Source organism: Paenibacillus sp. R14(2021) (assembly GCF_019431355.1).
GTDB lineage: Bacteria > Bacillota > Bacilli > Paenibacillales > Paenibacillaceae > Paenibacillus_Z.
The window spans coordinates 4,844,568-4,870,213 of sequence record NZ_CP080269.1 but is presented as its reverse complement, the minus strand read 5'-3'; the positions used below and the strand labels follow the sequence as shown (position 1 = coordinate 4,870,213).

The window sequence follows — 25,646 nt, the reverse complement described above, 5'->3', positions numbered from 1 at the left end:
CACGGATAACGTCAAAAAGATGCATCCTGAGGGATGCATCTTTTTGATCTTCCTCTTCGTTCAACCTGACCCTTTCGGATTTAGTCAGTCCTACTCTCTCTTCGTCTTGCGACTGCGGTGCATAAACAGCAGCCCGGACGCCTCCATCGGCAACCGGGCTTCCTGTTCTCTTGCAGGTGCTCTGCTCGTGCTACGACTTGTTACCCTGCGCCAGCATTTTCAATAGAACCGTAACGGCTTCCGCGCGTGTTGCTTGGCCGCCAGGATTGAACTGATTCGCGCCTTGGCCTTGAATGATCCCCCGCTTCTGCAGCGCATCAACGGCACTCTTCGCCCATGCCGGAATCGCCGCATCATCCGCGAACTGCGTCACTGCATTCAGGTCTGCTTTGATACCGAGCGCGGCAGCAACCATGGCCGCCATCTCGGCGCGCGTAATCGCCGCATTCGGACGGAAAGAGCCGTCGGAGTAACCGTGCAGAATGCCGGCCTGCACCGCCTGTGCAACTGCATTCTGTGCCCAGGCACCGATGTCCGACGAATCGGTGAACGCCAGCTTCGCGCTTTCGCCGTTCAGCTGCAGCGCATGAACGAGCATCACTGCGAATTCCGCGCGCGTCACCTCGCCGTTCGGCTTGAACGTGCCGTTCGGATAGCCGGATACGATTCCGCCGCTCACGGCTTGCTTAATGTCCGCCTCCGCCCAGTGGCCGGAGATATCGCTCAGGCTGACGCTTGGCTTCACCGGCGAATCGACGGCAAACACGGCATATTTCGTAAAATGATTCACATCGACGGTAATCCGATTGCCGTCCGTCACGCCTCCGACTTCCACCCACTGCTTCTTCGCCTCGTCATAATAGAAGATCGCGGCATGCTGACCCGGTTTTAGCTTCGCCGGATCGAAGGTAAGCGTGAGCGTCACCGGCTTGCTGAAGTTCGCCGTGAAATTCTTGAGCAGCTCGTAAATCGGGCTGGCCGGAACGAGATCGCCGGTAATCAGATGCTGAATATCTTCGACTTTCGTAATCGTGATCGTCAATTCTTGGTTTGAAGCACCCGTCGGAATAGAAACGGTAATGCCGTCGCCCAAGCTGACCGTACCGGATTGGTTGGCAGGCAGCGTGATATGGCCGTTGTTTCCGGCTGGAGGCGCCGGTGGCGTATAGCCGCCGCTGTTCGGTGCGCTCGGCGTGACGGCGTTCGAGCTTGCGGACGCCGCACTGCTGCCTACGCTGTTAATCGCTTTAACCGTGAAGGTATAAGCGGTCCCATTCGTTAGGCCCGTTACCGTAATTGGGCTGGCTGTTCCTTGTACGGTAATATTCCCAGGCGTCGACGTCACTTTATACCCTGTGATTGCGCTTCCCCCATTGTTGGAAGGTGCCGTAAACGTAAGCGTCGCTTGCCCATTACCGGCTGTTGCAACGAGATTCGTCGGTGCAGAAGGAGCGGTATGAACCGTTAAGACAGCCGCGTTCGAAATGACATCCCCCTTCACGACGACCCGATAGGCATAACCGTTCATCGAGCCGGATGCGTGCGTCACATGGAGCACAGCCGTCGCTGATCCGCTATAGACGGCATTATCCGTGACCGCTGTGAACCCCGTGCCTGTATCAACTTGCCATTGGTACGTGAGATCCGTACCTTCCGCTGCAACGTTAAAGCTGGCGTCGCTGCCTTCGTTAACTGTTGCACCGACCGGCTGGCCCGTAATGCTTGTGGGCGTCTTCACCGCTGACAGCTTGAGCAGCTTCGACTCCGCCGCCTGCAGCGTGATTTCGAGCGACCCGTTAACCGTGCTGGTATCCCCGGTCCACAGATCCTCCAGTGTCAGATCCGTACCGGCAGGCAGCCCGGCGCGGGCAAAATCAATCGTCTTCTCCGCGGCGTCAGTGCCCGAGTAATTAAAGACCGCCGCGTAATAATCATCGCCGTCCCGCAGCACGAACGTATCCGCTGCATTCGCGCCCGTGTCGCCTTCCACCGGACGGAACGCTTTGCCTTTGAGCGCTAGATCGCGCACTTTGACGTTCGTATACAATTGGCTCATGTAATCCTGCGCTACCGTGTTACTGACGTCGTCCGAATCGAGGAACACCGTGCCGGAAATGACGGCCGAGTTGACGCGGCTCCGCGCTTCGGTGAGCGAAGTGGCATGCGTCAGCGCCATATGATCGGGATCCGTATGGGTGTAGATCGTACCGTTCTGCCACCAGCCGTACGTCAGCGCGTTCAGCTCGTATTCGGATTCGCTGATCCGGCCGAACGTGTCCGTAGCGATCCGTCTGCTGTTCGCATACTGCGATGGGAAGAGCGGCGCGATCGATGCGCTGATGAACATCGTGCCGTCCAACAGTTCGTTCACGTAGCGCATGCCTTCATTGTACGCCTGAATGCCCGTCGTCACATTCGGATCGTTATGCACGCCCTCCAGCGCCCCGTGCGACAAGAAATCCAGCTTGATGTAGGAGAAGCCGAGTTCCTTGTACATGTTGATGTAGTAGGCGATCATCATTTTGGTTCCCGGGTGGGTCGGATCAAGCGGGTGGGCGCCATCAAGGATCGGCAGCGGTTTGCCCGTGCTGTCCTTAAGGACGATATCCCTGTAGGTGTATGCATCGTTCGTGCCTTCCACCTTCTGGTCCAAATCGTCGCCCCAATGGCCGAAAGGCGCCGTATAAATACCCGCTTGCTGCCCATTGGCATGAATGGCGGCCACGACCTGCTCCAGCTCATCCTTCGACAGCCCGTTCGCATCCAGGTTGATATAGACGGTACCGTCATTGTTGAAGTCCGGCAGCTGGTTTTTGAAATAATCCGACGTATCCTTCAGCTTCTGCACCGTGACGCCGCCGCCGAGCGCCGCGTAACTGTTCCAGCCGACCGGTACGCCTTGCGGCAGCGGACTGTTGACCGCAAGCGAAGGTGCGACAATCGCATTCGTGCGGCCGTAGGCTTCAAGGCCGTCCCGGTAATCCGCATACGCCCCGGTCATGATCGTCGGCGAGGTGACCTTCGTGCCGGATACGGTGCCATGCGGGAGCGAGTCGTGCGTCACGCTGGAGGATGCGCCTCCATAGACCGCAAGCTTATTGACCTGATTGTTCGATCCCGTCCAATCGATGCCGGTCTTCCACGTATCATGCGTGATGGAGCCGATAATGAGACCGTGGCGGGACGTATTGTCGTAAATCGCCGTGACCTCGTAGCTCGTATCGGAGCGGTTAAGCCGCTGCGCTTTATACCTAATCCACATATCGTTGTCGAACGGAACGCTCAGCACGCGGTTGTCCGCCGTTTGCCCCGTTTCCACGCCATTCTGCCGGTTCACGACGATTGGCGCCATGTAATTGGTCTCGATCGGCTGATCGCTCACCGCTTCGAGCCGGTTCAGGAAATACGTACTTCCTTCGTAGAAATCATATACTTGTCGGAGCGTCGGCTTACCGTCCTGGGTATGCGTGAATACCACTTCGATGCCCGTGCCGAAATCATCATGAATCGGCGACACCTGATCCAGCGCGAACGTGTGCGAGCTGTAATCCTTCGTCGTGATTTCGTCGCTGCCCAGCTTTATTTGGCCGAAAACGCCTGTTAACCGTTCTCCGTCGTTCCACTCGTAATTCGCCATGCCGTTGTCCGTGAAGAAGGAGACATGATATTGACCGTTAGTGATCTTCACGCCCGCTGTATACGGCTGCACCGTAATGGCTCCGTAATCAACCGGCGACAGCGGGCTGCCGATATTGCCCTCTTCGCCTGGGTTCTCGCCTTCGTCATCCACCGCTTGCACCTGAATGCGGTCGATATCCGGGGAATACCAGTTGTTGTCGGCAAAGAGAATCGTGTTCTCGCCCTCTGTCAGCGACAAGGTGAGATCATACGTGCCTACGGTGTTCCAATCCGCCGTCTTCAGCGCATCGTAGTTCACCGCTTCGCCGCCGTTCACGCTGACGTAGACGCCCCGCGGGTCGCCGGAAATAAACGACAGCGTAACCTTGTAATCGCCCGTCCGAGGCGCTGCGATGTGCGTGAATTGCAGCGAACTGCCTCCATACAGGCCGCCTACCTTCTGGCCGCCTGAGCATGCGTTACAGTTCGAGACCGAGGCGTTGCCGGTCAGCACGTTAACGGCATTCTCCGCCTCATACGAAACGGCGACCGGAATGACTTCGATCCGGTCGAGATCCGGCGAGTAGCCGTTATTGTCCGACAAGACGATCGTATTGCCGCCGGCACCCAGCATGACCGGCACCTCGTACGTGCCGACCGTGTTCCACGTCGCCGTGACCGGCATATCGTAGCTGTCCGCCTCGTCGCCGTTCACGCTGATCGAGAACGAACGCGGATCAGCCGAAGTGTAATACAGCCGCACAAGGTAACTGCCTGCTGCCGGCACGTTAATCGAAGGAAACGTCACCGAGCTGCCTCCGTACAGGTTGCCGATCTTCTGACCGCCCGAGCAAGCGCTGCAGTTCGAGACGGCTGCGTTGCCGGCAATCACGTTGCCTGCGTCCTCGGCTTCATACATCGTGCCGTGCAGGTCATCCCCGCTGCCGGGATCGGTACCCGGATCTTCGCCGCCGACGCGTTCGCCGATCACGATCCGGTCGATGTCCGGCGAGTACCAGTTGTTGTCGTCGAAAAGAATGGTATTGCTGCCGGCATTCAGCGGCAGCTCAACATCGTAGCTGCCTACCGTTTCCCAGTCGGGCATCGCCGGGAAATCATAGAGATCCTTCACTCCGCCGTTCGCGCTAATGTTGATCGCGCGCGGGTCGCCTGAGGTGTAGTACACCGTCACCTTGTACGTTCCGCTCGTGCTGACGGTAATGGCATTGAATTGGAGGGACGCGCCTTGGTACAGACCGCCTACCTTCTTCAAGCCCGAGCATAACGAGCAATTGCCCACGGATGCATTGCCGGTCAGCGTGTTGCCGTCCGCCTCGGCTTCGTAGACGGTAACCGGCGGCTCAGGCTCTCCTCCGATGCGGTCGCCGATCACGATTCGGTCGATGTCCGGGGAATACCAGTTGTTGTCGTCGAACAGAATGGTATTGCTGCCGGCATTCAGCGACAGCTCAACATCGTAGCTGCCTACCGTTTCCCAGTCGGGCATTGCCGGAAAATCATACAGATCCTTCTCCCCGCCGTTCGCGCTAATATTAATCGCGCGCGGGTCGCCGGTCGTATAGTATACCGTCACCTTGTATGTACCGCTCGTGCTGACGTTAATCGTATTGAATTGCAAGGACGCGCCTTGATAGAGGCCGCCGACCTTCTTTAACCCCGAGCATAACGAGCAGTTGCCAACGGATGCGTTGCCGGTCAGCGTATTGCCATCCGCCTCGGCTTCGTACACTTGCTGCGGCTGCGGGCTGTCAGCATGCGCCCGGCTTCCGCCCGGCCACCCCATCGCTAGAATCATCGTAAACACGATAAAAAGAAAGAAAGATTTCTGGCCCTTCTTGTGAGGCATAACGTTCCTCCTTATGGGATAAAAATTATACCTCTCCATTATAAAGCGCTTTCATTCTCTCGAATATATAAAAAAGATACTAAATGTATCAAAATATTACGATCGGCCTATCGCAAAGTAACACTTTTTCTATCAGCCTAAGCACGGCTGCGCAGTGCCGCCATAAAGCAGCGAGCTGAAGCTTTTCTGTCGCTTGGGAAGCAATCGCCCTCTGCGCATAAAAAAAGAGGGACGCGAATGTTCGCGCACCTCTTTCCGTTCCAACGTGCTGCAGTTCGTCTATATTAGCCGGAAACCGCATTTCCCTTGCTCGCTTGCGCCAGCAGATTTAGCAGAACCGTCACGGCTTCGGCTCGCGTCGCATGGTCTTGCGGTGCGAAGCGGTTGCCGCCCTTCCCTTGGACGATGCCCGTTTCCTTCACCAGAGCAACGCCACCTCTTGCCCATGCCGGAATGCCAGCATCGTCCGCGAAACCGGTATCCGCATCCGCTTCGATCTTGAGGCCCGTTGCTGTCGCGATCATCGTTGCCATCTCCGCGCGCGTAATGACGGCATTTGGACGGAAGGTACCATCCTCATAGCCATGAATAATGCCGGCTTTGACCGCACTCGCGATGGCTTCCCGCGCCCAATCGCCAATTTCCGCCGAATCCTTGAACGTAAGCTTCGCTCCGTCTCCGTGCAATTGCAGCGCATTCGCCAGCATCACGGCAAACTCCGCGCGCGTTACGGTTTGATTCGGTTTAAACGTTCCATCCGGATAACCCTTCACGAATCCGGCGCCGACCGCTTCCTTAATGCCTTGTTCCGCCCAATGTCCAGCAACATCGCTAAAGCCTTGGCCCGGATCAGCCGGCTGAGAAGCCCCTTCTCCTACAACCATGACCGCGTATTTCGTAAAGTGGTTTACCTCGGCTGTGATGTGATTGCCGTTCACCGTGCCACCGACTTCCACCCAAGCCTTCTTCGCTTCATCATAGTAGCATACGACTGCTTTCTGAGTGCCGCTCAGCGCCTTCGGATCGAACGCGAACGTCAACGTGACTGGTTTGCTGAAGTTCTCCGAGAAGTTTTTCAAAATCTCGAAGACCGGGCTGGCCAGCACTTCGTCATCCGTAAGCAGCTGCTGCGTGTTCGTCAACTTCTGAATCGTCAGCTTCAGCTCTTTGTCCGTCGCTCCAGCCGGGATCGAGACCTTGACCGCATCGTCCAAGCTGACTTCTCCAGTATGGCCTACAGGAAGCGTCAACGTGCCGTCCGTCGAGACCACCGGCGTATCGTTTACCGGAGCGGAAGAACCGCCGCTCGATGGCATGCTTGCCGTCGCCGGGAACACCGCCGTTACGATGCCCGAGTCCGCGTTATTCGTTACCGATGCGGCTCCCGCTACCGTGAAGAAATTTTTGCTTATGCCTGTTAACGTGTAGCCCGCCTTCGGCGTTAGCGTAATCGTCGCGGTATACGCCGTGCTCGGCGCGAATACGGATGCTGCCGGCGACCATGCAATCGCCGCTGTGTATTCGTTTGTCGCGGCGATCGCGGATACCGGCGATGCATTCCTTACCGGCGGCGTGACGCCGACGATAGCGGCTGTACCGATCGGCGACGGCGCGGCAGCCGTCGCCGGGAACACCGCAGTTACGATGCCCGAGTCCGCGTCATTCGTGACGGATGAAGCGCCGGCTACCGTGAAGAAATTCTTGCTTACGCCCGTTAAGGTATAGCCTGCTTTCGGCGTTAGCGTAATCGTCGCGGTATACACCGTGCTCGGCGCGAATACGGAGGCTGCAGGCGACCATGCAATCGCCGCTGTGTATTCGTTTGTCGCGGCGATCGCGGATACCGGCGACGCGCCTCTTACCGGCGGCGTGACGCCGACGATGGAAGCCGTGCCGATCGGGACGAGATCAGTCACCACGGTTAACGGGTTTGTCCCCGTCGTTTTGCCGGATGCCGTGTGCGTAATCGTAACCGGCGCGCCATCATGCAGGGCAACCGTTAACGCCGTTCCGTTCGCCGGGCTCGTCGTGTAGCCATCAGCCGTTCCAGAAGCGAAAGGTACATCGACCGTCGTTCCGTCGTTGTTCGTTTCCGTTACGATCATGCCGTCAAGCTCCAGCACGCCGTCCGTTCCTTCTACGTAGCTCAGCTTCGCCGGTTGCTTGCTCACAGCGATGCTACCGAGGGCGAGCGGAGCCGTCGCGCCGTAAGTCGCCGTGAACGTGACGGTATTGCCCTCGCCCGTACCGCTAGTCGTCGCCGCGCTTACCCCAGTCGAACCGGCCGCCGTTGGAGTGACTCCCTGCGTGAGGAAGCTTGTCCCGCTCTTCGACGTCAGCGTGACCGTTGCCGTGTACGCCTGGCTTGCCTTAAACTTGCCGCTTGCGGTTAACGCTTCGTTCCATGTGACGCCGGTTACGGTGAAGTCGGGATTCGCCGTTGCCGCTTCGACAGCCGCGGCATTAACCGGGGCTGATCCCGCTGACGGAGCCGCGATCGTCACTCCCGCATCACTAAGGCCTGTCAACACTGGCGAAATTAAGGCCTGACCCGAATGAAACGAAAGCGGTATATTCGCGATATCGCTTGGATTGCCTTGGATCGAGAAGGACACCATTCCGTTCACCGTATGCCAAGAAAACCCGTTTCTGACCGTTGTAATCCCGCCGAAATTAGTATCGTTCACGTCAATGTTGTAGAAGACCGTGTTCGGATCCGCAGAAGAGATGAATACTTCCGTCTGGCCGTTCACCAAATTCCCGTCGGTGCCGTATATGTTGTAGGGCACGCTTGTAAATCCGGGATGCGCGCTATCTGCTATAGGCTTGCCTTGCACAACATAACCAACGGGCAGCGAAGGTTTGTTGGCTTCAATTGCACTCAAATTCACATACGAAGTAGAGTTGGCGTTGAAGCCCGGCACCCAGCTTACGGTGCCGTCGCTGACATAACCGCCAACGATCGTTTTGCTGCTGTCGGTCGTAGTGACTGCGCTGTTCATCCCTTGCGCCGGGTCATTCGCTTGCGTAACCGTTCCATCCGAATAGCGTACATACGCATGCTCGGAGCTGCTCAACTGCTCTCCGCTGCTGTAGCTAATCGTGACTGAACCTACGCCTACGGCCACGCAGCCGCTTAACAGCACCAAAGCAAGCACCGGTGCAATGACCAAACCTTTTACTGAAAATCGTTTCATGAGAATCTCTCTGCCCCTCTACCATTTTTTGTCGAATTTACTCGTATTTTTACTACTATACGACTATTTTCGCAAAAAAATAACTCCCCGAATGGGGAGGTAAAGGGGCTGGAAGTCGGATGCCGACCGGCACCCAGCTCTAGCAACGCCGTGCGCCGTTCAGGCTAGTATCCTTAATTCAATGGCGCGCTGCAGCGCTCGTACGCGGTTGTTGACGCCCAGCTTGCGGTAGAGGTTCTTCACGTGAAACTTCACCGTTTCAGCCGTGATGTTCAGGAGCGGAACGATTTCCTTGTTGGACAAGCCATCCGCGATCAACCGCAGCACTTTCGTCTCCTGCTCGGTTAAGAGTTCCTCATAGAGCAGCCGCTGTTCCTGACCAGCGGTCAGCGCTATGGCAGCAAGTCTCTGGGACCCTGTTCGAGGCCGCTTCTTAATCTTATCGAGCGTCTTAGCCAACCGCTGGGCGGACACGGGCTTCAGCACATAATCCACTGCGCCCATCTCGAATGCCTGCACGGCATAATGGTCATAGGCGGTGACGAAGACCACATCGATCGTATCGTCGATATCCATCAGCAGACCCGATAGGCGCATACCGTCGATCTCAGGCATCGCGATATCCAGAAAAGCCAGATCGACCAGGTTCGATTTCACGAAATCACACGCATCCAGCGGGTTCATAAACGTATGGCACATCTCGATCTGTCCAGTCTCGGACAGTAGCTTCTTTAAATATTTCATCGGCAATGCTTCGTCGTCGACGATAATGGCTTTCAGCATGCTTCGACCTCCCGGCTGCCGCCCAAATGATTCATTTACATTCCAACGCGGCAATGAAAGCCTGATGTCGGAGCTATGCTTCCTTATTTTATCATTAAGTAAAGCAATCCCCTAATCGAATTTTGACGATTGTGCCGCCACAGCCCCGTCATCACGCGTGCAGCTTGACCTTCGTACCCGACGGAATCGTATCAAACAGCCATTCCACGTCTACGTTATGCATGCGGATGCAGCCGGCACTGGCGTTCGTCCCGATCGATGCGGGGGCGTTCGTGCCATGAATGCCGTATTTGGTCCCTTCGGTATGCGGAACGCTAAGCCCCAGCCAGCGGCTGCCGAGCGGATTCTTCGGATCGCCGCCGGGGATGCCTTTGGCCGAATACCACGGGTTCTTGATCTTGGTCATGATCTCGAAGCTGCCGGTCGGCGTAAGTCCCTTCCGCCCGCTTGCGATGTCGAAGCACTTCACGGTCTTGCCGCCGGCAATCACGTACAGCTTGTTAAGCGTAATGTCGATCTCGATCGACAACACCTTGGCCGGCGATGCAATCGTTACGCTTGCGGACGCACTCGCGCCGCCGGTCTTATAGTAGTAAGGATTTGGAATTCGCAGCACTTGCCCTGCACTGATCTTGCCCGTAGCAGCAGCGATTCCGTTGGATTGGGCAATCGCATGCTGATAATCTGCCGCTTTGAAGAATCGGGATGACAGGCTGTACAACGTATCGCCCGCAAGCACGACATGCCGCCTTTCCCCTGCGGGAAGCGGTATACGCAGCGCCATGCCCATCTTCAGCTCCGTGTTCGGATCGGTGATCCGGTTGTAAGCCATCAGGGCGTTCATATACTGATTGCGGTTGAAGTAGCGGTTCGTAATGGCAAACAAGGTGTCGCCCGCTTTGACCGTGTATTCATCCATGACCAGCGGATTCGACAGCTTCAGCGCTGTTCCCGCTTTCAGTGCCACTTTCGGATCAAATCCGTTCCATTTGGCCACCTGTACGTAATCTCCGGTCAAATAAAACTTCCGCGAGATGCCGTACAGCGTCTCGCCCGTCTTGACGGTGTGCGTCACGCTAATGAACGCTTCCTTGCTTGCCGCCGCATTCGTTACCCCCGGATAACCCGCCAATGCCATCAAAACCAGTACCATACCAATGACCCACTTCTTCTGCCTGCTCAACGATGATCACACCTTCTGCCTGATAATTTAGCGGCTCAGAGGATTCGCCGCCAATCGGCAATAATCCTTTTTATTTGAAGATGCCCGGCCGTAATTGATTCCATTGTAGGAGATATGCAGATGACGCCGATGAGGGCGGGTTCTCGAGGACTAAATTTTTCCTGTTGATGCCTAGCAAGGCTTCAGGGATAAAGTCCCGTTTCTCATATGGCGGCGAGCCGAGCTTCCGGGATTCAGCGCAAGCCGAGGTCATGCCGATTAGCCCGTTGCGGACTCAATCGAAACTATCTGACCCATTATTGCGTCTAAAGAGTACTACAAGAGAAAGCGAGGCCTTCCTTTCATGCCCAAAACAACAAGAATTCTGCCTAGCATCGCGTTATCATTGCTGGCTGTCATCCCGTTTCAAGCCGCAACCGCCTTTGCCGATACGCAGACCTCATCGCCGCCTTCCGTCTATTTGGACGGTCGTCCCTTAACCTTCTCGGTCCCGATCGTGATCGATGACGGCAACACCCTCGTGCAGATGCGTCCGATCTTCGAGGCCGAAGGAGCTGCCGTAACCTGGGATTCGCAAACAAGAACTGTTCAAGCATCCAAACCAGGCATTACCTTTACATATCGAATCGGCGACAAGACCGCATTCAAGAACGCACAGGCGATAACCGTCCCTTACCCCGGACGAATCGTAGACGGAGTCACCATGGTTCCCCTGCGATTCGTCAGCGAAGCGCTCGATAATCTCGTGGCATGGCATGCCATTCCCCGTTCGATCACGATCTCCAGCTCGCATAAATTGGACACGCAAGTCGAATACGGGGTCAATCTGCGAACATCGCCGGATTCAGCCACGAATGCCAACATCGTTCGCATGCTTTCGAAAGACGAGTCCATCCATGTCATACGAGAGGTCGACGCCGACTGGCTCGAAGTGCAAACGAAGGACGACAAGATTGGATTCCTGTCCGCCAAGCCGATGTACACGGATTACACGAGTCCCGCATTGGCTGAGAAACAAGGGGACGAGCTGCTCGCCTTCGGCTCCCGATTCCTCGGAACCCCCTACGAATTCGGCGCGACTTCCGGCCAGACGGGCACGTTCGACTGCTCTTCCTTCGTCCGGTACGTGTATGACCAGGCGCTGTCCATCGCCCTGCCGCGCGTCTCGTACGACCAAGCCAAGGTCGGTCAAGAAGTCGCGTACGACAAGCTGCGCAAAGGCGATCTGCTGTTCTTCAAGGCCCGCGGACTCGATATCGGCCACGTCGCCATCTACGCAGGGAATGGCCAGGTTCTCCATACGTATTCGAAAACGCTCGGCGTTCATCTTATGAAGCTGAACGATTCGTGGAAGAAGCGGTTCGTGACGGCTAGAAGAGTATTTTAATCCGAACTCACAGCAATCGGCATACAACAAGCAATAGACGCGGACAGAACGGCTATACGCCCTGTCCGCGTCTCCTGCTTCCCTCGATTATAAGACCCCCATCATCCGCAAAATCCATCTATGCTAATCGTCATGCCCGTATGATTATCAGATACAAAAAAACATGAAATATGGGACATGAAATAAAACGCCATTGGCGTATGCTATATTCATAAAGAAAAGGGCAAGCTCTTATAAGCCGAGTCCCAAACTACAAGCAAAGGTGACCCACATGAATTATTTTGATCATCATAAAGGCTATCAGCGGATGTACAAGCAAGGCGAGATGACGCTGGGCTTCTTTGTTCCGATGGAAAACTTCCGTTTCAAGGCGCCGACGCTTGAGAATCAGGTCGAGCTGGCGCAGCGGGCTGAGCAATTCGGTTTTACTTCGCTGTGGTTTCGCGACGTGCTGCTTGAGGATCCCGGCTTCGGCGACCCGGCCGCCGGACAAATTTATGACCTAATGGTGTATCTGACGTATATCGCGACGCAGACGACGAAGATCGGGTTAGGCACGGCTTCGGCGGTCTTGCCGCTCAGACATCCGCTGCGCTTGGCGAAGGAAATTGCCTCTATCGATCGCTTGTTTCCCGATCGGCTCATTCTTGGCGTATCTTCAGGCGACCGGGGCGCGGATTTTAACGGCTTGCGGGTTTCCCATGCCGAGCGCGGACAAGCCTTCGTCGATGCGTTTCATTATATAAAGCGAGTGCTATACGAGGAATTCCCGGCGGACCTTCTGCCCGGTGCGAATTTGGTGCCTAAACCGACGCAGCGAATCCCGGTCTTGATTACCGGTCATTCGCAGCAGAGCTTGGAATGGAACGCGCAGCACGGCGACGGCTGGATCTATTATCCGCGCAGCCCTTATGAGCAGAGCCAATCGATTGAAGCATGGCGGGAGTCGGTCGAGGTTCACCATCCCGGCGTCTTCAAGCCGTTCACGCAGCCGCTTTATTTGGACTTGGCCGAGGACCCTGACGAACGGGCGCGCCCGCTGCGTCTCGGTTACCGGGTCGGACGCAACCAACTCATTGAAATCCTGCAGCTCTACAAGAGCGTCGGCGTCAACCACCTGTTCTTCTCCCTATTCGACAGCACCCGGCCGGCCGACGAAGTGGTCCAGGAACTAGGCGAGGAAGTATTGCCGCATTTCCCGCCGAACGAATAAGCTGTAAAAAAGAAGCCGCATTGCAGACCTATTCCTCTATAGGCCGCAATGCGGTTTCTACGATTCATGGACTAATGCTTAGGCTCCGACACCGGAAAGCCGATTTTCTCTTTGCGCAGTAATCGCTGGGCTTTCTCCGAAAGCTGATCATAGGTCTTTTGCGGAATTTGAATGGTGCCCGTATACGGCCCGTTCGCCGAGTAAATGAGCGCCACGTTCGGTCTATGCTTATCGGAGCGGTTCGGCGTACCGCGATGCCATACTCTGTCATCTCTGATCAAGATGGAGCCTGCCGGCATTAACATTTTAATCCCATGCATATGCTCAGCGAGCTTTGGTTTGCTGAACGCAGTTGATGCGTACCAGTTGTCCGGATGCAAATGCGTCCCTCCGGGCCATATTTCCATGGGCCCATTATTCTCATTCACATCAACCAGCGGATAATTGACGATCAAGTTGGCGATCGGCAGATTTACTGCACATCGATCACCAAATCGAGAAGACGTATCCGAATGCACCGGCTGCGCGTTTTTGCCGCCCGGCATCGACGTGTTCGTCGCAAAATAGGTCATCAAGCAGTCTTCGCCCAACATGTGGTCCACGATGTCCGTAACGAAAGGATTGGCAATAATCGCTTCATCGCAAAAGGGCTTGTCGAAGGGCAAATAGAGGCGAACGTGGTTCGTACCGTCGTTAAATCCATTCTTGGGATTGAGAATCTCTTCGCGATGCTTCTCGAGGTAAGGATCTAATAGCGCAACATAGCTGTTAAACAGCGCATCGACTTGCGCTCTGGGCAGTACTTCTTCGAATAGCACATAACCATTGACCTTGATCAGCTGGACGGCCAGCTCCAATGTTTCCGGCGATAATTTTCCCTCTTTGAGCTCTTTAGGACTAAGTTTCATGCTTCGTCATCCCCTTCGCTTAAACGTTTAGGATCATTGCGATTCATCGCTTGAATATCCGGTTACCGTAATTTTTTGGTGCTTTCCCGTACGATCAATTCATTCTTCAGCACCACGTTGTGATTCACTTCTTTGCCTTCAAGCATGTCGATGAGCAGCTTCGCCGATTCCCAGCCCATCTCGTATTTGTTCTGATGAATCGTAGTCAGCTTCGGCGTACAATACGAGGATAGAATGATGTCGTCATATCCAACGACCGATACCGAATCGGGTACTTTTCTTCCTCGCTTGTCAAGCGCTCTCATTGCACCCAGCGCCATTAAATCGCTGGAACAGAATACGGCGGTAACCCCCGGATGTTCGTCCAATATACGAAACATCGCTTGTTCGCCGCCCTCCTCGGAGAACGCCCCGTCGAAGATTTTGGAAGCATCATAAGCCAAACCGCATTCGGAGATTGCTTGCTTAAACCCCGTCAATCGCTGCTCGCTGACGTGCGCTTCCGGATAGCCGTTAATCATCGCGATATTCGTATGACCCCAATCCGCTAGATGATGAACGGCCATTCGAACCCCTTCGACATTGTCGGTCGTTACATTCCCCAAAATATCATGCGAGAACGGAATATCGATAAGCACGCATGGGAAATTGGACTTCGTGATGACCTCTTCCAAGTAAGGGTCATCCACCTTTAAGCCGAAAATAATAGCCCCGTCCACATTTCGCTCTTTGCATAGATTGTAGTAGGATTTGATCCGCTGCTTAGACGGGCTCGTGCTGAATAATAAGATGTCGTAATTCATTTCGTTTGCCCGGTCGTTTATGCCGTACAAAATCTCAAAAGCGAGATTGTCCTTTCCGCCGGTATATTTGAGTCCGGAGAAAATAACGCCAATCGTATGCGTTTTGCTGGATACCAGGCTTCTTGCTACGGCATTGGGCGAATAATCCAGCTTTTCGGCAATGTCATAGATTCTTTTTTTCGTTTCCTTGCTGACATCGTCATATCCGTTAAGCGCTCTGGAAACCGTAGTCGTCGATACGCCGGCCATTCTAGCAATATCCTTAATCGTAGCCATAGCAACCACCTGTCAAAGTCATGAAATGATCGTTCAATAAGCGAATCAGCCTTTTACTCCGCCGCTGACGACGCTTTGCTGCACCTGCTCCTGCGCCACCATATACAACATAATGCTCGGCAGCGTCACGAGGGTTAGCGCCGCGAATAACTGCGTGTAGTTATACGAGAATTGCTCCGTAAAGAATTGCAAGGCGACAGGCAGCGTACGATTCTCTGCGGAAGATGTCAGCATGAAGCCGTAGAAAAATTCGTTCCAGTTGCCCAAAAACATCAGAATGCCCGCCGTCGCCAATCCCGCTTTGGCAAGCGGCAAATTGATATAGAAGAATACTTGCCAGAAGCTCGCCGATTCCATATAGGCCGCTTCATCAAGCTCCTTCGGAATCGACATAAACGATGCCCGCAAGATAAACAGCGATACGGCCAGTCCTGCTGAAATGTAAACGACGATCAGTGCCAGCCTCGTATCGTACAGCCCCGTGATATTAATAAAAGAGAAAATAGGCTGCGCCGTTGCATGACCCGGGATTAACAGCGTAACCGAGAACAGAATAAATAAGATCCGCTTCCCAATAAAATCGAATTTCGCAAAAGAATAGGCTGCGAGCGCATAGAATAGGAGCGCAACGAGCGTTGACGTGACCGAAATCAGAACGGAGTTAAACGTATTGCTTAAGAAATTGTTCATCTTCAGCACGGCGTAATAGGCATGAAAGTTAAAGTCTGTCGGGAGTGCGAATGGGGTGTTCAATATCGCTTTGTTTGATTTAAAGGAAGAGACGACAATCCAGAGAAGCGGGACAAGCGAGATGCAAACCGTAAATAAGAGCACCAGATAACTGATCACCCTTACAAGGCCGCGTGTCCACTGTTCAGCCTTCATATGCAGGATCACCACCTATCAGTTGTATACGCTCTTATTCATCTTGAATACTTTCGTCGTAATGGCCAGCACGCCGATCCCTAGAATGATCATGACTGTAGCTACCGCATTCGCATATCCAAATTGATAATTGATAATGCCGTCATAGAGCATAACGGAAATATTGTAAGTCGAGTTGCCGGGTCCGCCTTTGGTGGTCAAGAAGATCGCTTCGAACATCGTGATTCTCGCAATAACCGATAAAATCACGGCAGTGCCGAGCGACCCGCGAATCAAAGGAAAATTGATACGCCAGTGAATTTGCGCTTCCGTCGCACCGTCAATGGTTGCCGCTTCGTGCAGCTCCCTCGGAATCGCCATGAGATCGGACAATACGAGCAGCGTCACGATAACCGCATAGAAGACCCACGTTAAGCTGATGGCAGAGAACGCATACTGCCGATCGAAGAACCAATTGGTATGGAAGTCCGAGAAACCAAGCTTTCGGATAAAATTATTCAGCAGGCCCATCTGATCATTGAAGATAAAGCGATAAATAATCGCCCAGGCGGATACCGCGATTACGTTCGGAATCATAAATACGCCGCGTACAAATCGCCAGCCGACAGGCCGCTTATACATAATAAAAGCGACTAGTGCACCAAACGGGACATGGATGAAAGCAGCGATGAGCGACCACTTCAATAAATTGATTAATGAGACCGTGATGGAATTGTCATCGAAGAACATCATTTTATAATTCGCTAATCCGATAAATTTAGGTGCATTGAATCCATTCCACTCCGTAAACCCGGTTGTAAACACCGTCAAGATCGGAACGAAATAGAACGTTAGGAATACGATGAGCGTCGGAACGATAAAGAGGTACACCCATCGTTTATTGTACTTGTACATGACAGCAAGCCTCCCCGAAGAGCGGTATTCGATGCATGCACATAAGATGGGTCACGTTTGTTCATGGAAGAAGCGCTTAGCGGCGCAATGCGCTTCTTCCGAAACCGATCTCATGAACATGACAGTTATTTCTTAAACTTCTCCGCTGTGTCTGTCATGGCTTTACAGAACGCTTCAGGGGTCATATCTTTCGTAGCGAGCAGCGGCAGGTTTTTGGCAAACAGGTCCGAAACGGACTGAGGCACAATATCATAGATCAATCTGTTAAGCGTTTTCATTTTGGATCCAACTTCATCGTTCAACTGTCTTAAAATCGGATTCAATTTGGCTTTCGCCTCATCCGGCATAGGCAATTTAGGAGCAAAGCCGCCTTCCGCTACCAGGAATGCATTCAATTCATCCGGCGAATAGATAAATTTGAAATATTCAATCAATCCATCCACGACTTCCTGCGGCGTATCCTTCGGAATCGAATACCAGTAGCCGTCGGCGGAACCCAGTGCAACGCCATTCGGATAAATGGTTGCGCCTACTTTATCCGCGAACCCGGCGGATGCTTTGTCCGTATTACTGAAATCCGCAACCATCCATGGGCCGTTCGCGATCATTGCCGTATTCTCGCTGAAGAATTCATTGGCTGCGATAGAATACGTTGCGCCGAGTGCAGACTTCGTCGTGTAATCCGCAAGCAGCTTCTGCACCTTCGCAAAGGTGTTAATCCAAAGCGGCGTATTGAAGTTCGTGACGATATCGCCTTTCGTCAAGATCGCTTGACCTTCCGGCTCTGATGCGATCATCGCCGATGCGAGCAGCATCGTCGTCCATCCATTCTCGCCAGTCATTAAGGACAACGGCGTCACGCCTGCTGCTTTCAATTTATCCAGGTCGCCGAAGAATCCGTCCCACGTCGTCGACAGTTCATTAATGCCGGCCTTCTTGAGCAACTCCTTATTGTAGTACATGCCGATCGGGCGCTCAAAGGCTAGCGGCAGCGAAACGATTTTGCCGTTCTTGTCCGTATTATATTTAACAGAATCATCAATCAGAATGTTTTTGATATCCGGGTTTTTGTCGATGTAAGGCTTTAAATCCAAGAGATCGCCATTGTTAATCATGATATCGGCAAGCTCTTTATCGGTTTCGATGAGGGGAGGCAGCTTTTTCTGCTGGTAGAGGAGTTTAATCTTTTTGGCGTATTCGTCTTGCACGATTTCCTCGATTTCGATTTTGTACTTGCCGGCGTATTTCGTGTTAAAGCGCTCGATTTGAGGAAGGTAGAAGATAGCGCCGACGTTATTTCCCGTTTTGTAGCTCGGGAACTTAATGACAACTTCTTTGCCGCTATCTGCATTCTTCGTCGCGGTATCGTCCGCTTTCTCGGCAGTTGTATCATTCGCTGTTTTGTTGTTGTTACCTGTGCTGCTGGTATCAGTGCTGGTGCTGCCGCTGTTGTTCCCACTGCTGCATGCTGCCAACGAAAAAACAAGCATGCATGCTGCTAATAAAAAACGCATTCTTCTCATCGTGAAACCTCCCCAATTTAAACTTGTCACTTTCATAAAATGAAGCATGACTGAAAATGAGGCAGCGGTTACATATTAACTCTGCAAAAAGCAGAACGCCTTTCTTCGCCCTCCTTATTCCATCGCATCTCATCTTCCGAAACGTTTAAGGAAGACCGCGATTCATTATAGTTACTATTGGAAGCAATTATTACAAGAAAATTTTAGCGTTACCTTAAACGGGATTTGACGACCGGTTGTCGGCGCACATGCGGTCAATGCAGGAGTCATTCAAATTTACGGACAAACGATTGATTTTTCGAAACCGCTGCCCTTCTTAGATCTGGTAAATTATCGGGCCGGATTACGACGGGAGGCCGCGCGAACGGTGGAAGCCGGCATACTGAATCTCGGGCGGCGCATTGTCCAACCCACCGAGCCAAAATCGAACAAGAATTAGGCAAATAGTTTCCAGTCAGATATGTTATAATGCCTTTGTTTTCGGTTTCCTGCCCGAATTCCTGCATTCAGAAACTTACAGAAGCCGGTGATTCCATGTTTCAACTGAAGTGGTTATGGCACAACCTGACAGGCGATCGATTTCGTTACGTGCTCGCGTTATGTCTCTCGATCGTAGGCTCTTCGCTCACCATCATTAACCCGTACATCGGGCAGCGCATCGTCGATACGTTCATCTCAGGCGACGACGCGCTGCAACATCTCACGGACGAACGCGGGCTGCTTATCGGACTTTGCGTCGGGATGGTCGGCTTCTCGCTGCTGCGTACGGCACTCGCGTATTTCACGACGATCTTGTACGAACGGGCCTCGCAGAATATGCTGTACCGTGTCCGGATTTACTTGTACAACAAGATCCAAGGACAAGATATGAGATATTACGACCGCAATCGGACCGGTGATCTCATGACCAAAATGACCGGCGACCTCGAGATGGTGCGGCACTCCCTCGCGTGGATCATCAAGACGATCATCGAATCGTTGACGATCTTCGCGGCGGCGGTGGCCTACTTCTTCTACATCGACAGTGAACTGACGCTGTGGCTGCTGATCCTGTCGCCTCCGATTTTTATCGCCGCCTTCCTATTCGCGAGACGCGTCCGGCCCATGTACGTCGAACTCCGGGAGCGCCTCTCGCAGCTCAATACCGCCACGCAGGAGAATATCGCAGGCAACCGCGTCGTCAAGGCATTCGCGCGGGAGGACTACGAAATCCGGAAGTTCAACGAGAAGAACGTGAACTATGCCGAAGCGAATAAGACAGCCGCGATGGTGTGGCTCGATTACTTCCCTTATCTGGAAACCTTCGCACAGGCGTTCAACGTCATCCTGATGGTGGCGGGCGGCTTGTTCGTCATGGACGGGCGCATCACGTTCGGGGAATTCTCCGCCTTCTCCGCGCTGATCTGGGGCTTGTCCAATCCGATGCGCAGCATCGGCATCATCATCAACGATATTCAGCGCTTCTTCGCGAGCCTGAACAAAATCATCGATGTCTACTATGCCCACCCGGACATCGTGAACGAGCACAAGCCTGTCGTAAAGCGGCGTTATGGCGGACACATCCGCTTCGAGAACGTGAGCTTCAAGTACGAAAGCGCCACCGTGCTGCAAAACATCAGCTTCGAGGTGGGGCCCGGCGAGACGGTCGCCATCATGGGAGCCACGGGTTCGGGCAAGACGACGCTCATTAACCTCATTCCGCGTTTCTATGATGCAACGAAGGGGCGCGTCCTGATCGACGGCACCGACGTGCGCCAGCTGGAGCTGGATGAGCTGCGGGGCAATATCGGCGTGGCGACGCAGGACGTGCTGCTGTTCTCCGACACGATCGACGGGAACATTGCCTACAGCAACCCCGACATCCCCGAGGAGGAGGTCACGAGGTTCGCCAAGCTCGCCGCGGCCGATGATTTCATCCGCAAAATGCCGCAGGGCTACGACACGGTCGTGGGCGAACGCGGCGTCGGCTTATCCGGCGGGCAGAAGCAGCGAATCGCGCTGGCCCGCGCCATGGCCGTGCAGCCGCCGATCCTCATTCTCGACGACACGACGTCCGCCGTCGACAACGAGACGGAAGAACATATTCAGCGGAGCTTGCGCGAGCTCGATTATGCGTGCACCAAAATCATCATCGCCCAGCGCGTGTCCACGACGGCGGAAGCCGACCGGATTCTCATTCTCGATCAGGGCCGCGTCATCGAAGAAGGCACCCACGCCGAGCTGCTCGCGAAGCGCGGCTACTATTACGACGTATTCATGCTGCAGAACGAAGGCATCGGAAGGCAGGCGAACGCAGTTGGCTAGGAATAAATTCGACATCGACGAAAACTTGGAAGCCCCCTTCGACATCCGGCATTTCAAGCGTGCGCTCGTCTATATTCGCAAACAGAAGACACCGATGATCATCGCCCTCGTGCTCAGCACGCTGTCCGCAGGCATCGGATTATCCGCACCGCTTATCCTGCAGCATGTGGTCGACGTGACGATTCCCGGCCGAGACAAATCGGCGCTCGTGGGCTGGTCCGCGCTGATGCTCGCGACCATCGTCGTCAGCGTCATTCTCGCCACAATCCGCTCGCGCATGATGACGCGGGTCGGGCAGGATATTATTTTCGATATTCGGACGGACCTGTTCAAGCATCTGCAGAAGCTGCCGTTCCAATATTACGACGACCGGCCGCAGGGCAAGATCCTCATCCGGGTCGTCAACTACGTCAACTCCGTTTCGGACGTGCTGTCGAACGGCATCATCAACTTCATTCTGGAGATTCTGAACCTGGTGTTCATCGCCATCTTCATGTTCGCCGTCAACGTGCAGCTGTCGTTCGTCATCCTCGGGGGGCTGCCGATCTTCCTCGGCATCATGCTGCTTCTCAAGACGAAGCAGCGCCGCGCTTGGCAGGCGGTGTCGAACAAGGGCTCCAACATGAACGCCTATTTGCAGGAGAGCATCAGCGGTATTCGCGTCACGCAAATCTTCACTCGCGAGAAGCATAACGAAGGCATCTTCACCCGCCTGTCCGCCAATTATCGCCGCGAGTGGATGCGGACGATGTACCTGAACTTCCTCGTTCCGTTCACAGTCGACAACCTGTCGACGATCGTGGGTACGGCGATCTTCCTCATCGGGCTGCTGGCCCTCGGGCCGGAACAGGTTACGTTCGGCGTCATTCTCGCCATGGGCGGCTATGCTGCGCGCTTCTGGCAGCCGATACTCAACCTGTCGAACATCTATAACAGCTTCATTAACGCCGTCGCTTACCTGGAGCGCATCTTCGAGACACTCGATGAACCCGTGACTGTCAGCGACGTGCCGAATGCGCGCGAGCTGCCGCCGATAGAGGGCCGCGTCACCTTCGACGACGTGACCTTCGCCTACGATCCGGGCGTCAACATCCTAGAGCACCTTAGCTTCGACGTCAAGCCGGGCGAGAGCATCGCGCTCGTCGGACCGACAGGCGCCGGCAAGACGACGGTCGTCAATCTGATCTCGCGCTTCTATAACATTACCGGCGGCCAGCTTCTCATCGACGGACACGATATCGCGGGCGTGCAGCTGCAGTCACTGCGCAGCCAGATGGGCATCATGCTGCAGGACAGCTTCATCTTCTCCGGCACGATTCTGGACAACATCCGATACGGCAAGCTCGATGCAACCGAGGAGGAAGTGATCGCCGCGGCCAAGACCGTCTGCGCCGACGAGTTCATCCGGGAGTTCGAACAAGGCTACTTGACCGAAGTGAACGAGCGCGGCTCGAAGCTGTCCCAAGGCCAGCGGCAGCTCATCTCGTTCGCCCGCACGCTGCTCGCGGACCCGCGGATCCTGATCCTCGACGAAGCGACGTCTTCCATCGATGCCCAGACGGAGCGCTTGCTCCAGAAGGGCCTGAACGAGCTGCTCAAAGGCCGCACCTCGTTCATCATCGCTCACCGCCTATCGACGGTGAAGAACTGCGACCGCATCATGTACGTCGCAGACCGAGGCATCGCCGAATCCGGCTCGCATGACGAGCTGATGGCGCTGCGCGGGCGGTATCATAAGCTGTATACAGCGCAGAAGATGCATGCCGTGTAGAGTGACTGCATAGGCAAGCCCCCGATCGTGATCGGGGGCTTGTTTTTGTTCCCTTATTGATCAGCTGATACGGGTCTTTCCAGCATATCCGCAGGTGACTGATACCAATAAAGCGCATAATCAGTCATCGTGGATGCGTGGCCCAGCTGACGCAGCATCGTCGAAATATTCCCCCTATGATAGCTCCCGTGATTGACCACCTGCAGCACGATTTCCGATAAACGTGTCTGGCGGGGACCGGCGTACGGATTATTAAGAAGAATGGTTTTCTCCAAATCGGCTTGGCTCGAGAGCCATAACCGGAATTGTTCCGCTAACTGGGCAAAGCTATCGGTGTATTCATCTACAGTTGGCAGAACGTGCGCATTGAGCGGCATACAGTCTTGCAGCGCCTCTCCCATCTCGGTGCCTGTTAATACCTGATACCACATCCGATCAACCGCATAGATATGGCTAAGGGCATGGGCGAGCGTAGGGTACGAGCTGTTCACGTCTTGACTCAGCACGGCGGGCGGAAGTTCCTTGATTCTGCCTAAAATCGTTTGGTTGGCCCATGCGTGGTAATTGTACATTTCAACGGGATGATTCGTCATTCGTATCGTCTCCTTTGTGAACCGCTATGATTAAGCTATGTCGTTATTATAAGCAAAGAAGTATGACAACAGACTGTCATACTTCTTCATAACGTTTCAGCGCAGCTAGCAGCTGCTCTCGTACAATAGCTCGCAAAGCAGGGGGTTCGAGGACCTCCGCGCCGCTGCCAAGACTCAGCAGAATGGACCGCAGCCACCGCGCTTCTAGTGGTCTGCATACAGCCATTCGCATCGTCATGCTGCCATCGTCATGAAACTGCTTCTCCACCGGATGAAACTGATCCATCGCTTCCGCCAAAGCCTCGGCACCCACTCGGATTACGACGTCCTCCCCCACATCTCGCGATGGCCTTTCCGGGTAACCGGCCTCTTGCGGTTCGTTATGCGGTTGAAACGTACCCTGTGTCAGGACTATATGCATCATCCGGGATAGCCGAAACTCTCGATACTCCCGCCGCGTGCGGCAATACCCATAAATGTACCAATTGCTGTATTTAAAATGAAGCCGCACCGGTTCCAGATCACGAGTGGTGCGTTCGTTCTTGGCATTAATGTATTCGAACCGGACGGTCCGGCGCTCCGTAATGGCCGCGCGTAACTGGCGAAGCGCTTCGGAATCCGTACGGCGAGATTCAAAATCCACCGTCAGACTCGGTGTCTGCTGCTCCGTTTCCAGCGACTTGAGCCGTTCAATGGTACCTTGCGCACGGTCGTCCTCGAACACGGTAGAGAGGCTGCGGAGCACGGTAATCAGGGAAGCGACATCGTAGGAACCGAGGAGGCTTTTGTCCAATTTAAAGCCGTCTATCATGCCGAATCCGCCCTTCGTTCCCTGATACGCGACAACCGGGAAGCCCGAGGCACAGATCACGTCGATGTCCCGATAGATCGTTCTCGGGGACACTTGAAACTCTTCCGCCAGCATGGAGGCCGATAACACGTCGTGATTCAGCAGCTTGTAGATCATGGCGATTAAACGTTCTAATTTCATGGGTATCCCGCCCGTTGTTCGGTTTGTGGTGTTGAATAGTTATTATATCATAGGGGCTGCGTCGGTTAATGTTGAAGCAAAATAAAAGACGCCATTGGTTTCCTGGCGTCAATTGCTCGATTAGATCTACTAAGATAAAAGTAGATTCTTTTAGTATCAATAACTTAATCGCGTTGGGCTCTCGCATTGCAAAAAACTTCTATAAATAGAAAACTTGAATCCATTTAAAAAGACCACAAACTTATGATGCCTGTGGCCTTGAAATTGGTTCCCTACCATTTATACGTAATATGGGTCCGGCTTAAACAGCAGTGCAATAAAGTCAATAACTATACCAATAAAGAATAGGCCTCCTGTAAAGAAGTATAAAATCCCCATCCCTACTCTGCCTTCATAAAATTTATGTCCGCCAAAGTAACCAAGAAAAATGCATAAAGCTAACGCCACCCATTTACTTTTCTGTCTTCCAGTGACAAAGCTCCCAACTAAATTTGTGTTCGTGTTCGTGTTAACATTTGAATTATTAACGATTACAGTTGGTTGCTGACCTGCACCTTTTAACTCTTCAACCTGCAATCCACACTTGTTGCACACGACAGCTTCAAAGTGAATCTTTTCTGCACAGTGTTTACAAAACTTTGTCTTTTCATAAGATGGTAATGTCAATTCCGACACGCTTTTACACTCCCTATGGTTTTAGTGTTTTAGCACCAGGACTTCCAAACTATATACTAGCATATTTTACCACGGGTAGAGTATGTTTTTGTTAACCATATATCTCCCAAAAGGTATTTTGTCATCATATCAGTTAAAGATTGCCTTCCTACTTAATTCCGATATCCAGAACTCCAGAAGCCAAATCCACAAACTCATGATTCAGCTCCACATTTATCTTTCCCTGACGCCTCTTCTCTCGCCACAATGTGATTTCCTCTTGGGTCCGCAGCCTTAGTTCTGCAATTTCGACTGCTCGATCGAACACATACTTCGACGTGCATAGCAGCTTATAGATCCCGCGGCCTCCAGGGCGTATAGGCGTTGCCCGCTTCAACCATTGCTCCAGCGTGAACTTTACATATAGCTTTTCTTCCGTCCCCAGCCTTGCAGGCAGCTCCTGAATTTCATGCCGCCGCACGACCTTCCAGTCACGTATGCGACCATACCAGTGAACGCCCGCTTCCAGCCCGCTCGATTGGAATTTCCCGATCGACTGATAGAGCGCCACGTATTCCAGCTGTGAGAGCAGTGTATGATCCGTAAAATTCTCCAATGGCACATGGTAGAATCCATACCGAAGTGCCGCATCCAACTGCTCCACTTGACGCAACGAACCGACCAATACATTTTGTCCGCTTAGCTTTTCCTTGTAGTAGTCCTTCGTTCCCCTTGGGCGCATAGAGCGCTCGTGCGCTTTCTCCGGGCTATCTTGGATGATCTCATCCAAGAAGGC

General features: G+C 53.7%; 17 protein-coding genes. 4 read left to right on the top strand and 13 right to left on the bottom strand.

Going from position 1 to position 25,646, the window contains the following annotated elements; translation table 11 throughout:
* Nucleotides 1-190: 190 nt before the first annotated feature.
* The 4 genes from KXU80_RS22560 to KXU80_RS28515 form a co-directional block, all read right to left on the bottom strand.
* Nucleotides 191-5,485: an S-layer homology domain-containing protein gene (locus KXU80_RS22560; RefSeq protein WP_219835403.1), complete on the bottom strand. Its 5,295-nt coding sequence runs from the start codon at nucleotides 5,483-5,485 to the stop codon at nucleotides 191-193.
* A gap of 284 nt (nucleotides 5,486-5,769) precedes the next feature.
* Nucleotides 5,770-8,682, bottom strand: coding sequence for an S-layer homology domain-containing protein (locus KXU80_RS22555; protein ID WP_219835402.1), 2,913 nt, complete (start codon nucleotides 8,680-8,682; stop codon nucleotides 5,770-5,772).
* 159 nt (nucleotides 8,683-8,841) lie between these two features.
* The gene (locus KXU80_RS22550) at nucleotides 8,842-9,465 is read right to left on the bottom strand and encodes a response regulator transcription factor (RefSeq protein WP_219835401.1); all 624 of its coding nucleotides are present in this window, start codon (nucleotides 9,463-9,465) and stop codon (nucleotides 8,842-8,844) included.
* 151 nt (nucleotides 9,466-9,616) lie between these two features.
* Nucleotides 9,617-10,648, bottom strand: a complete 1,032-nt coding sequence (locus KXU80_RS28515) for a LysM peptidoglycan-binding domain-containing protein (RefSeq protein WP_219835400.1) — start codon at nucleotides 10,646-10,648, stop codon at nucleotides 9,617-9,619.
* 343 nt (nucleotides 10,649-10,991) lie between these two features.
* Here KXU80_RS28515 and KXU80_RS22540 point away from each other — a divergent pair, with 343 nt between their 5' ends.
* Nucleotides 10,992-12,035 carry a stalk domain-containing protein gene (locus KXU80_RS22540; RefSeq protein WP_219835399.1) on the top strand — a complete coding sequence of 348 codons (1,044 nt, stop codon included), beginning with the start codon at nucleotides 10,992-10,994 and terminating at the stop codon, nucleotides 12,033-12,035.
* A gap of 271 nt (nucleotides 12,036-12,306) precedes the next feature.
* A complete protein-coding gene (locus tag KXU80_RS22535; protein ID WP_219835398.1) occupies nucleotides 12,307-13,248 on the top strand; it encodes an LLM class oxidoreductase in 942 nt (313 codons plus the stop codon).
* A 71-nt stretch (nucleotides 13,249-13,319) separates the two neighbouring features.
* Here the strand turns inward: KXU80_RS22535 and KXU80_RS22530 are convergent, their stop codons facing one another.
* The 5 genes from KXU80_RS22530 to KXU80_RS22510 form a co-directional block, all read right to left on the bottom strand.
* Complete coding sequence (locus KXU80_RS22530) at nucleotides 13,320-14,156, bottom strand: phytanoyl-CoA dioxygenase family protein (protein ID WP_219835397.1); 837 nt, start codon at nucleotides 14,154-14,156, stop codon at nucleotides 13,320-13,322.
* 62 nt (nucleotides 14,157-14,218) lie between these two features.
* Nucleotides 14,219-15,235 carry a LacI family DNA-binding transcriptional regulator gene (locus KXU80_RS22525; RefSeq protein WP_219835396.1) on the bottom strand — a complete coding sequence of 339 codons (1,017 nt, stop codon included), beginning with the start codon at nucleotides 15,233-15,235 and terminating at the stop codon, nucleotides 14,219-14,221.
* Between the two features lie 45 nt (nucleotides 15,236-15,280).
* Nucleotides 15,281-16,120, bottom strand: coding sequence for a carbohydrate ABC transporter permease (locus KXU80_RS22520; protein WP_219835395.1), 840 nt, complete (start codon nucleotides 16,118-16,120; stop codon nucleotides 15,281-15,283).
* Nucleotides 16,121-16,138: 18 nt separating this feature from the next.
* On the bottom strand, nucleotides 16,139-17,014 hold the full coding sequence (locus KXU80_RS22515; protein ID WP_219835394.1) for a carbohydrate ABC transporter permease: 876 nt from the start codon (nucleotides 17,012-17,014) through the stop codon (nucleotides 16,139-16,141).
* Between the two features lie 125 nt (nucleotides 17,015-17,139).
* Nucleotides 17,140-18,537, bottom strand: a complete 1,398-nt coding sequence (locus tag KXU80_RS22510; RefSeq protein ID WP_219835393.1) for an ABC transporter substrate-binding protein — start codon at nucleotides 18,535-18,537, stop codon at nucleotides 17,140-17,142.
* Between the two features lie 534 nt (nucleotides 18,538-19,071).
* Here KXU80_RS22510 and KXU80_RS22505 point away from each other — a divergent pair.
* Together KXU80_RS22505 and KXU80_RS22500 are read left to right on the top strand one after the other, a co-directional pair.
* A complete protein-coding gene (locus KXU80_RS22505) occupies nucleotides 19,072-20,841 on the top strand; it encodes an ABC transporter ATP-binding protein (RefSeq protein WP_219835392.1) in 1,770 nt (589 codons plus the stop codon).
* Entirely contained in the window at nucleotides 20,834-22,612 is a 1,779-nt protein-coding gene (locus KXU80_RS22500) for an ABC transporter ATP-binding protein (protein WP_219835391.1), read from the top strand. The genes KXU80_RS22505 and KXU80_RS22500 overlap by 8 nt, the downstream gene beginning before the upstream one ends.
* 53 nt (nucleotides 22,613-22,665) lie before the next feature.
* Here the strand turns inward: KXU80_RS22500 and KXU80_RS22495 are convergent, their stop codons facing one another.
* From KXU80_RS22495 to KXU80_RS28190, 4 genes are all read right to left on the bottom strand, one after another.
* Nucleotides 22,666-23,205, bottom strand: coding sequence for a DinB family protein (locus KXU80_RS22495; RefSeq protein WP_219835390.1), 540 nt, complete (start codon nucleotides 23,203-23,205; stop codon nucleotides 22,666-22,668).
* Between the two features lie 76 nt (nucleotides 23,206-23,281).
* Nucleotides 23,282-24,196 carry a helix-turn-helix transcriptional regulator gene (locus tag KXU80_RS22490; RefSeq protein WP_219835389.1) on the bottom strand — a complete coding sequence of 305 codons (915 nt, stop codon included), beginning with the start codon at nucleotides 24,194-24,196 and terminating at the stop codon, nucleotides 23,282-23,284.
* Between the two features lie 279 nt (nucleotides 24,197-24,475).
* Nucleotides 24,476-24,871, bottom strand: coding sequence for a TM2 domain-containing protein (locus KXU80_RS22485; protein ID WP_258171112.1), 396 nt, complete (start codon nucleotides 24,869-24,871; stop codon nucleotides 24,476-24,478).
* A gap of 148 nt (nucleotides 24,872-25,019) precedes the next feature.
* Nucleotides 25,020-25,640 carry a DUF8743 domain-containing protein gene (locus KXU80_RS28190; RefSeq protein WP_258171111.1) on the bottom strand — a complete coding sequence of 207 codons (621 nt, stop codon included), beginning with the start codon at nucleotides 25,638-25,640 and terminating at the stop codon, nucleotides 25,020-25,022.
* Nucleotides 25,641-25,646 lie beyond the last annotated feature (6 nt).

Excerpts from the sequence above, each read along its gene's own strand:
- KXU80_RS22495 (WP_219835390.1), bottom strand. The coding sequence starts at position 23,205 with ATGACGAATCATCCCGTTGAAATGTACAATTACCACGCATGGGCCAAC.
- KXU80_RS22530 (WP_219835397.1), bottom strand. The coding sequence starts at position 14,156 with ATGAAACTTAGTCCTAAAGAGCTCAAAGAGGGAAAATTATCGCCGGAA.
- KXU80_RS22540 (WP_219835399.1), top strand. The coding sequence starts at position 10,992 with ATGCCCAAAACAACAAGAATTCTGCCTAGCATCGCGTTATCATTGCTG.
- KXU80_RS22555 (WP_219835402.1), bottom strand. The coding sequence starts at position 8,682 with ATGAAACGATTTTCAGTAAAAGGTTTGGTCATTGCACCGGTGCTTGCT.
- KXU80_RS22505 (WP_219835392.1), top strand. The coding sequence starts at position 19,072 with ATGTTTCAACTGAAGTGGTTATGGCACAACCTGACAGGCGATCGATTT.
- KXU80_RS22515 (WP_219835394.1), bottom strand. The coding sequence starts at position 17,014 with ATGTACAAGTACAATAAACGATGGGTGTACCTCTTTATCGTTCCGACG.
- KXU80_RS22535 (WP_219835398.1), top strand. The coding sequence starts at position 12,307 with ATGAATTATTTTGATCATCATAAAGGCTATCAGCGGATGTACAAGCAA.
- KXU80_RS22525 (WP_219835396.1), bottom strand. The coding sequence starts at position 15,235 with ATGGCTACGATTAAGGATATTGCTAGAATGGCCGGCGTATCGACGACT.
- KXU80_RS22490 (WP_219835389.1), bottom strand. The coding sequence starts at position 24,196 with ATGAAATTAGAACGTTTAATCGCCATGATCTACAAGCTGCTGAATCAC.
- KXU80_RS22510 (WP_219835393.1), bottom strand. The coding sequence starts at position 18,537 with ATGAGAAGAATGCGTTTTTTATTAGCAGCATGCATGCTTGTTTTTTCG.
- KXU80_RS22520 (WP_219835395.1), bottom strand. The coding sequence starts at position 16,120 with ATGAAGGCTGAACAGTGGACACGCGGCCTTGTAAGGGTGATCAGTTAT.
- KXU80_RS22550 (WP_219835401.1), bottom strand. The coding sequence starts at position 9,465 with ATGCTGAAAGCCATTATCGTCGACGACGAAGCATTGCCGATGAAATAT.
- KXU80_RS22560 (WP_219835403.1), bottom strand. The coding sequence starts at position 5,485 with ATGCCTCACAAGAAGGGCCAGAAATCTTTCTTTCTTTTTATCGTGTTT.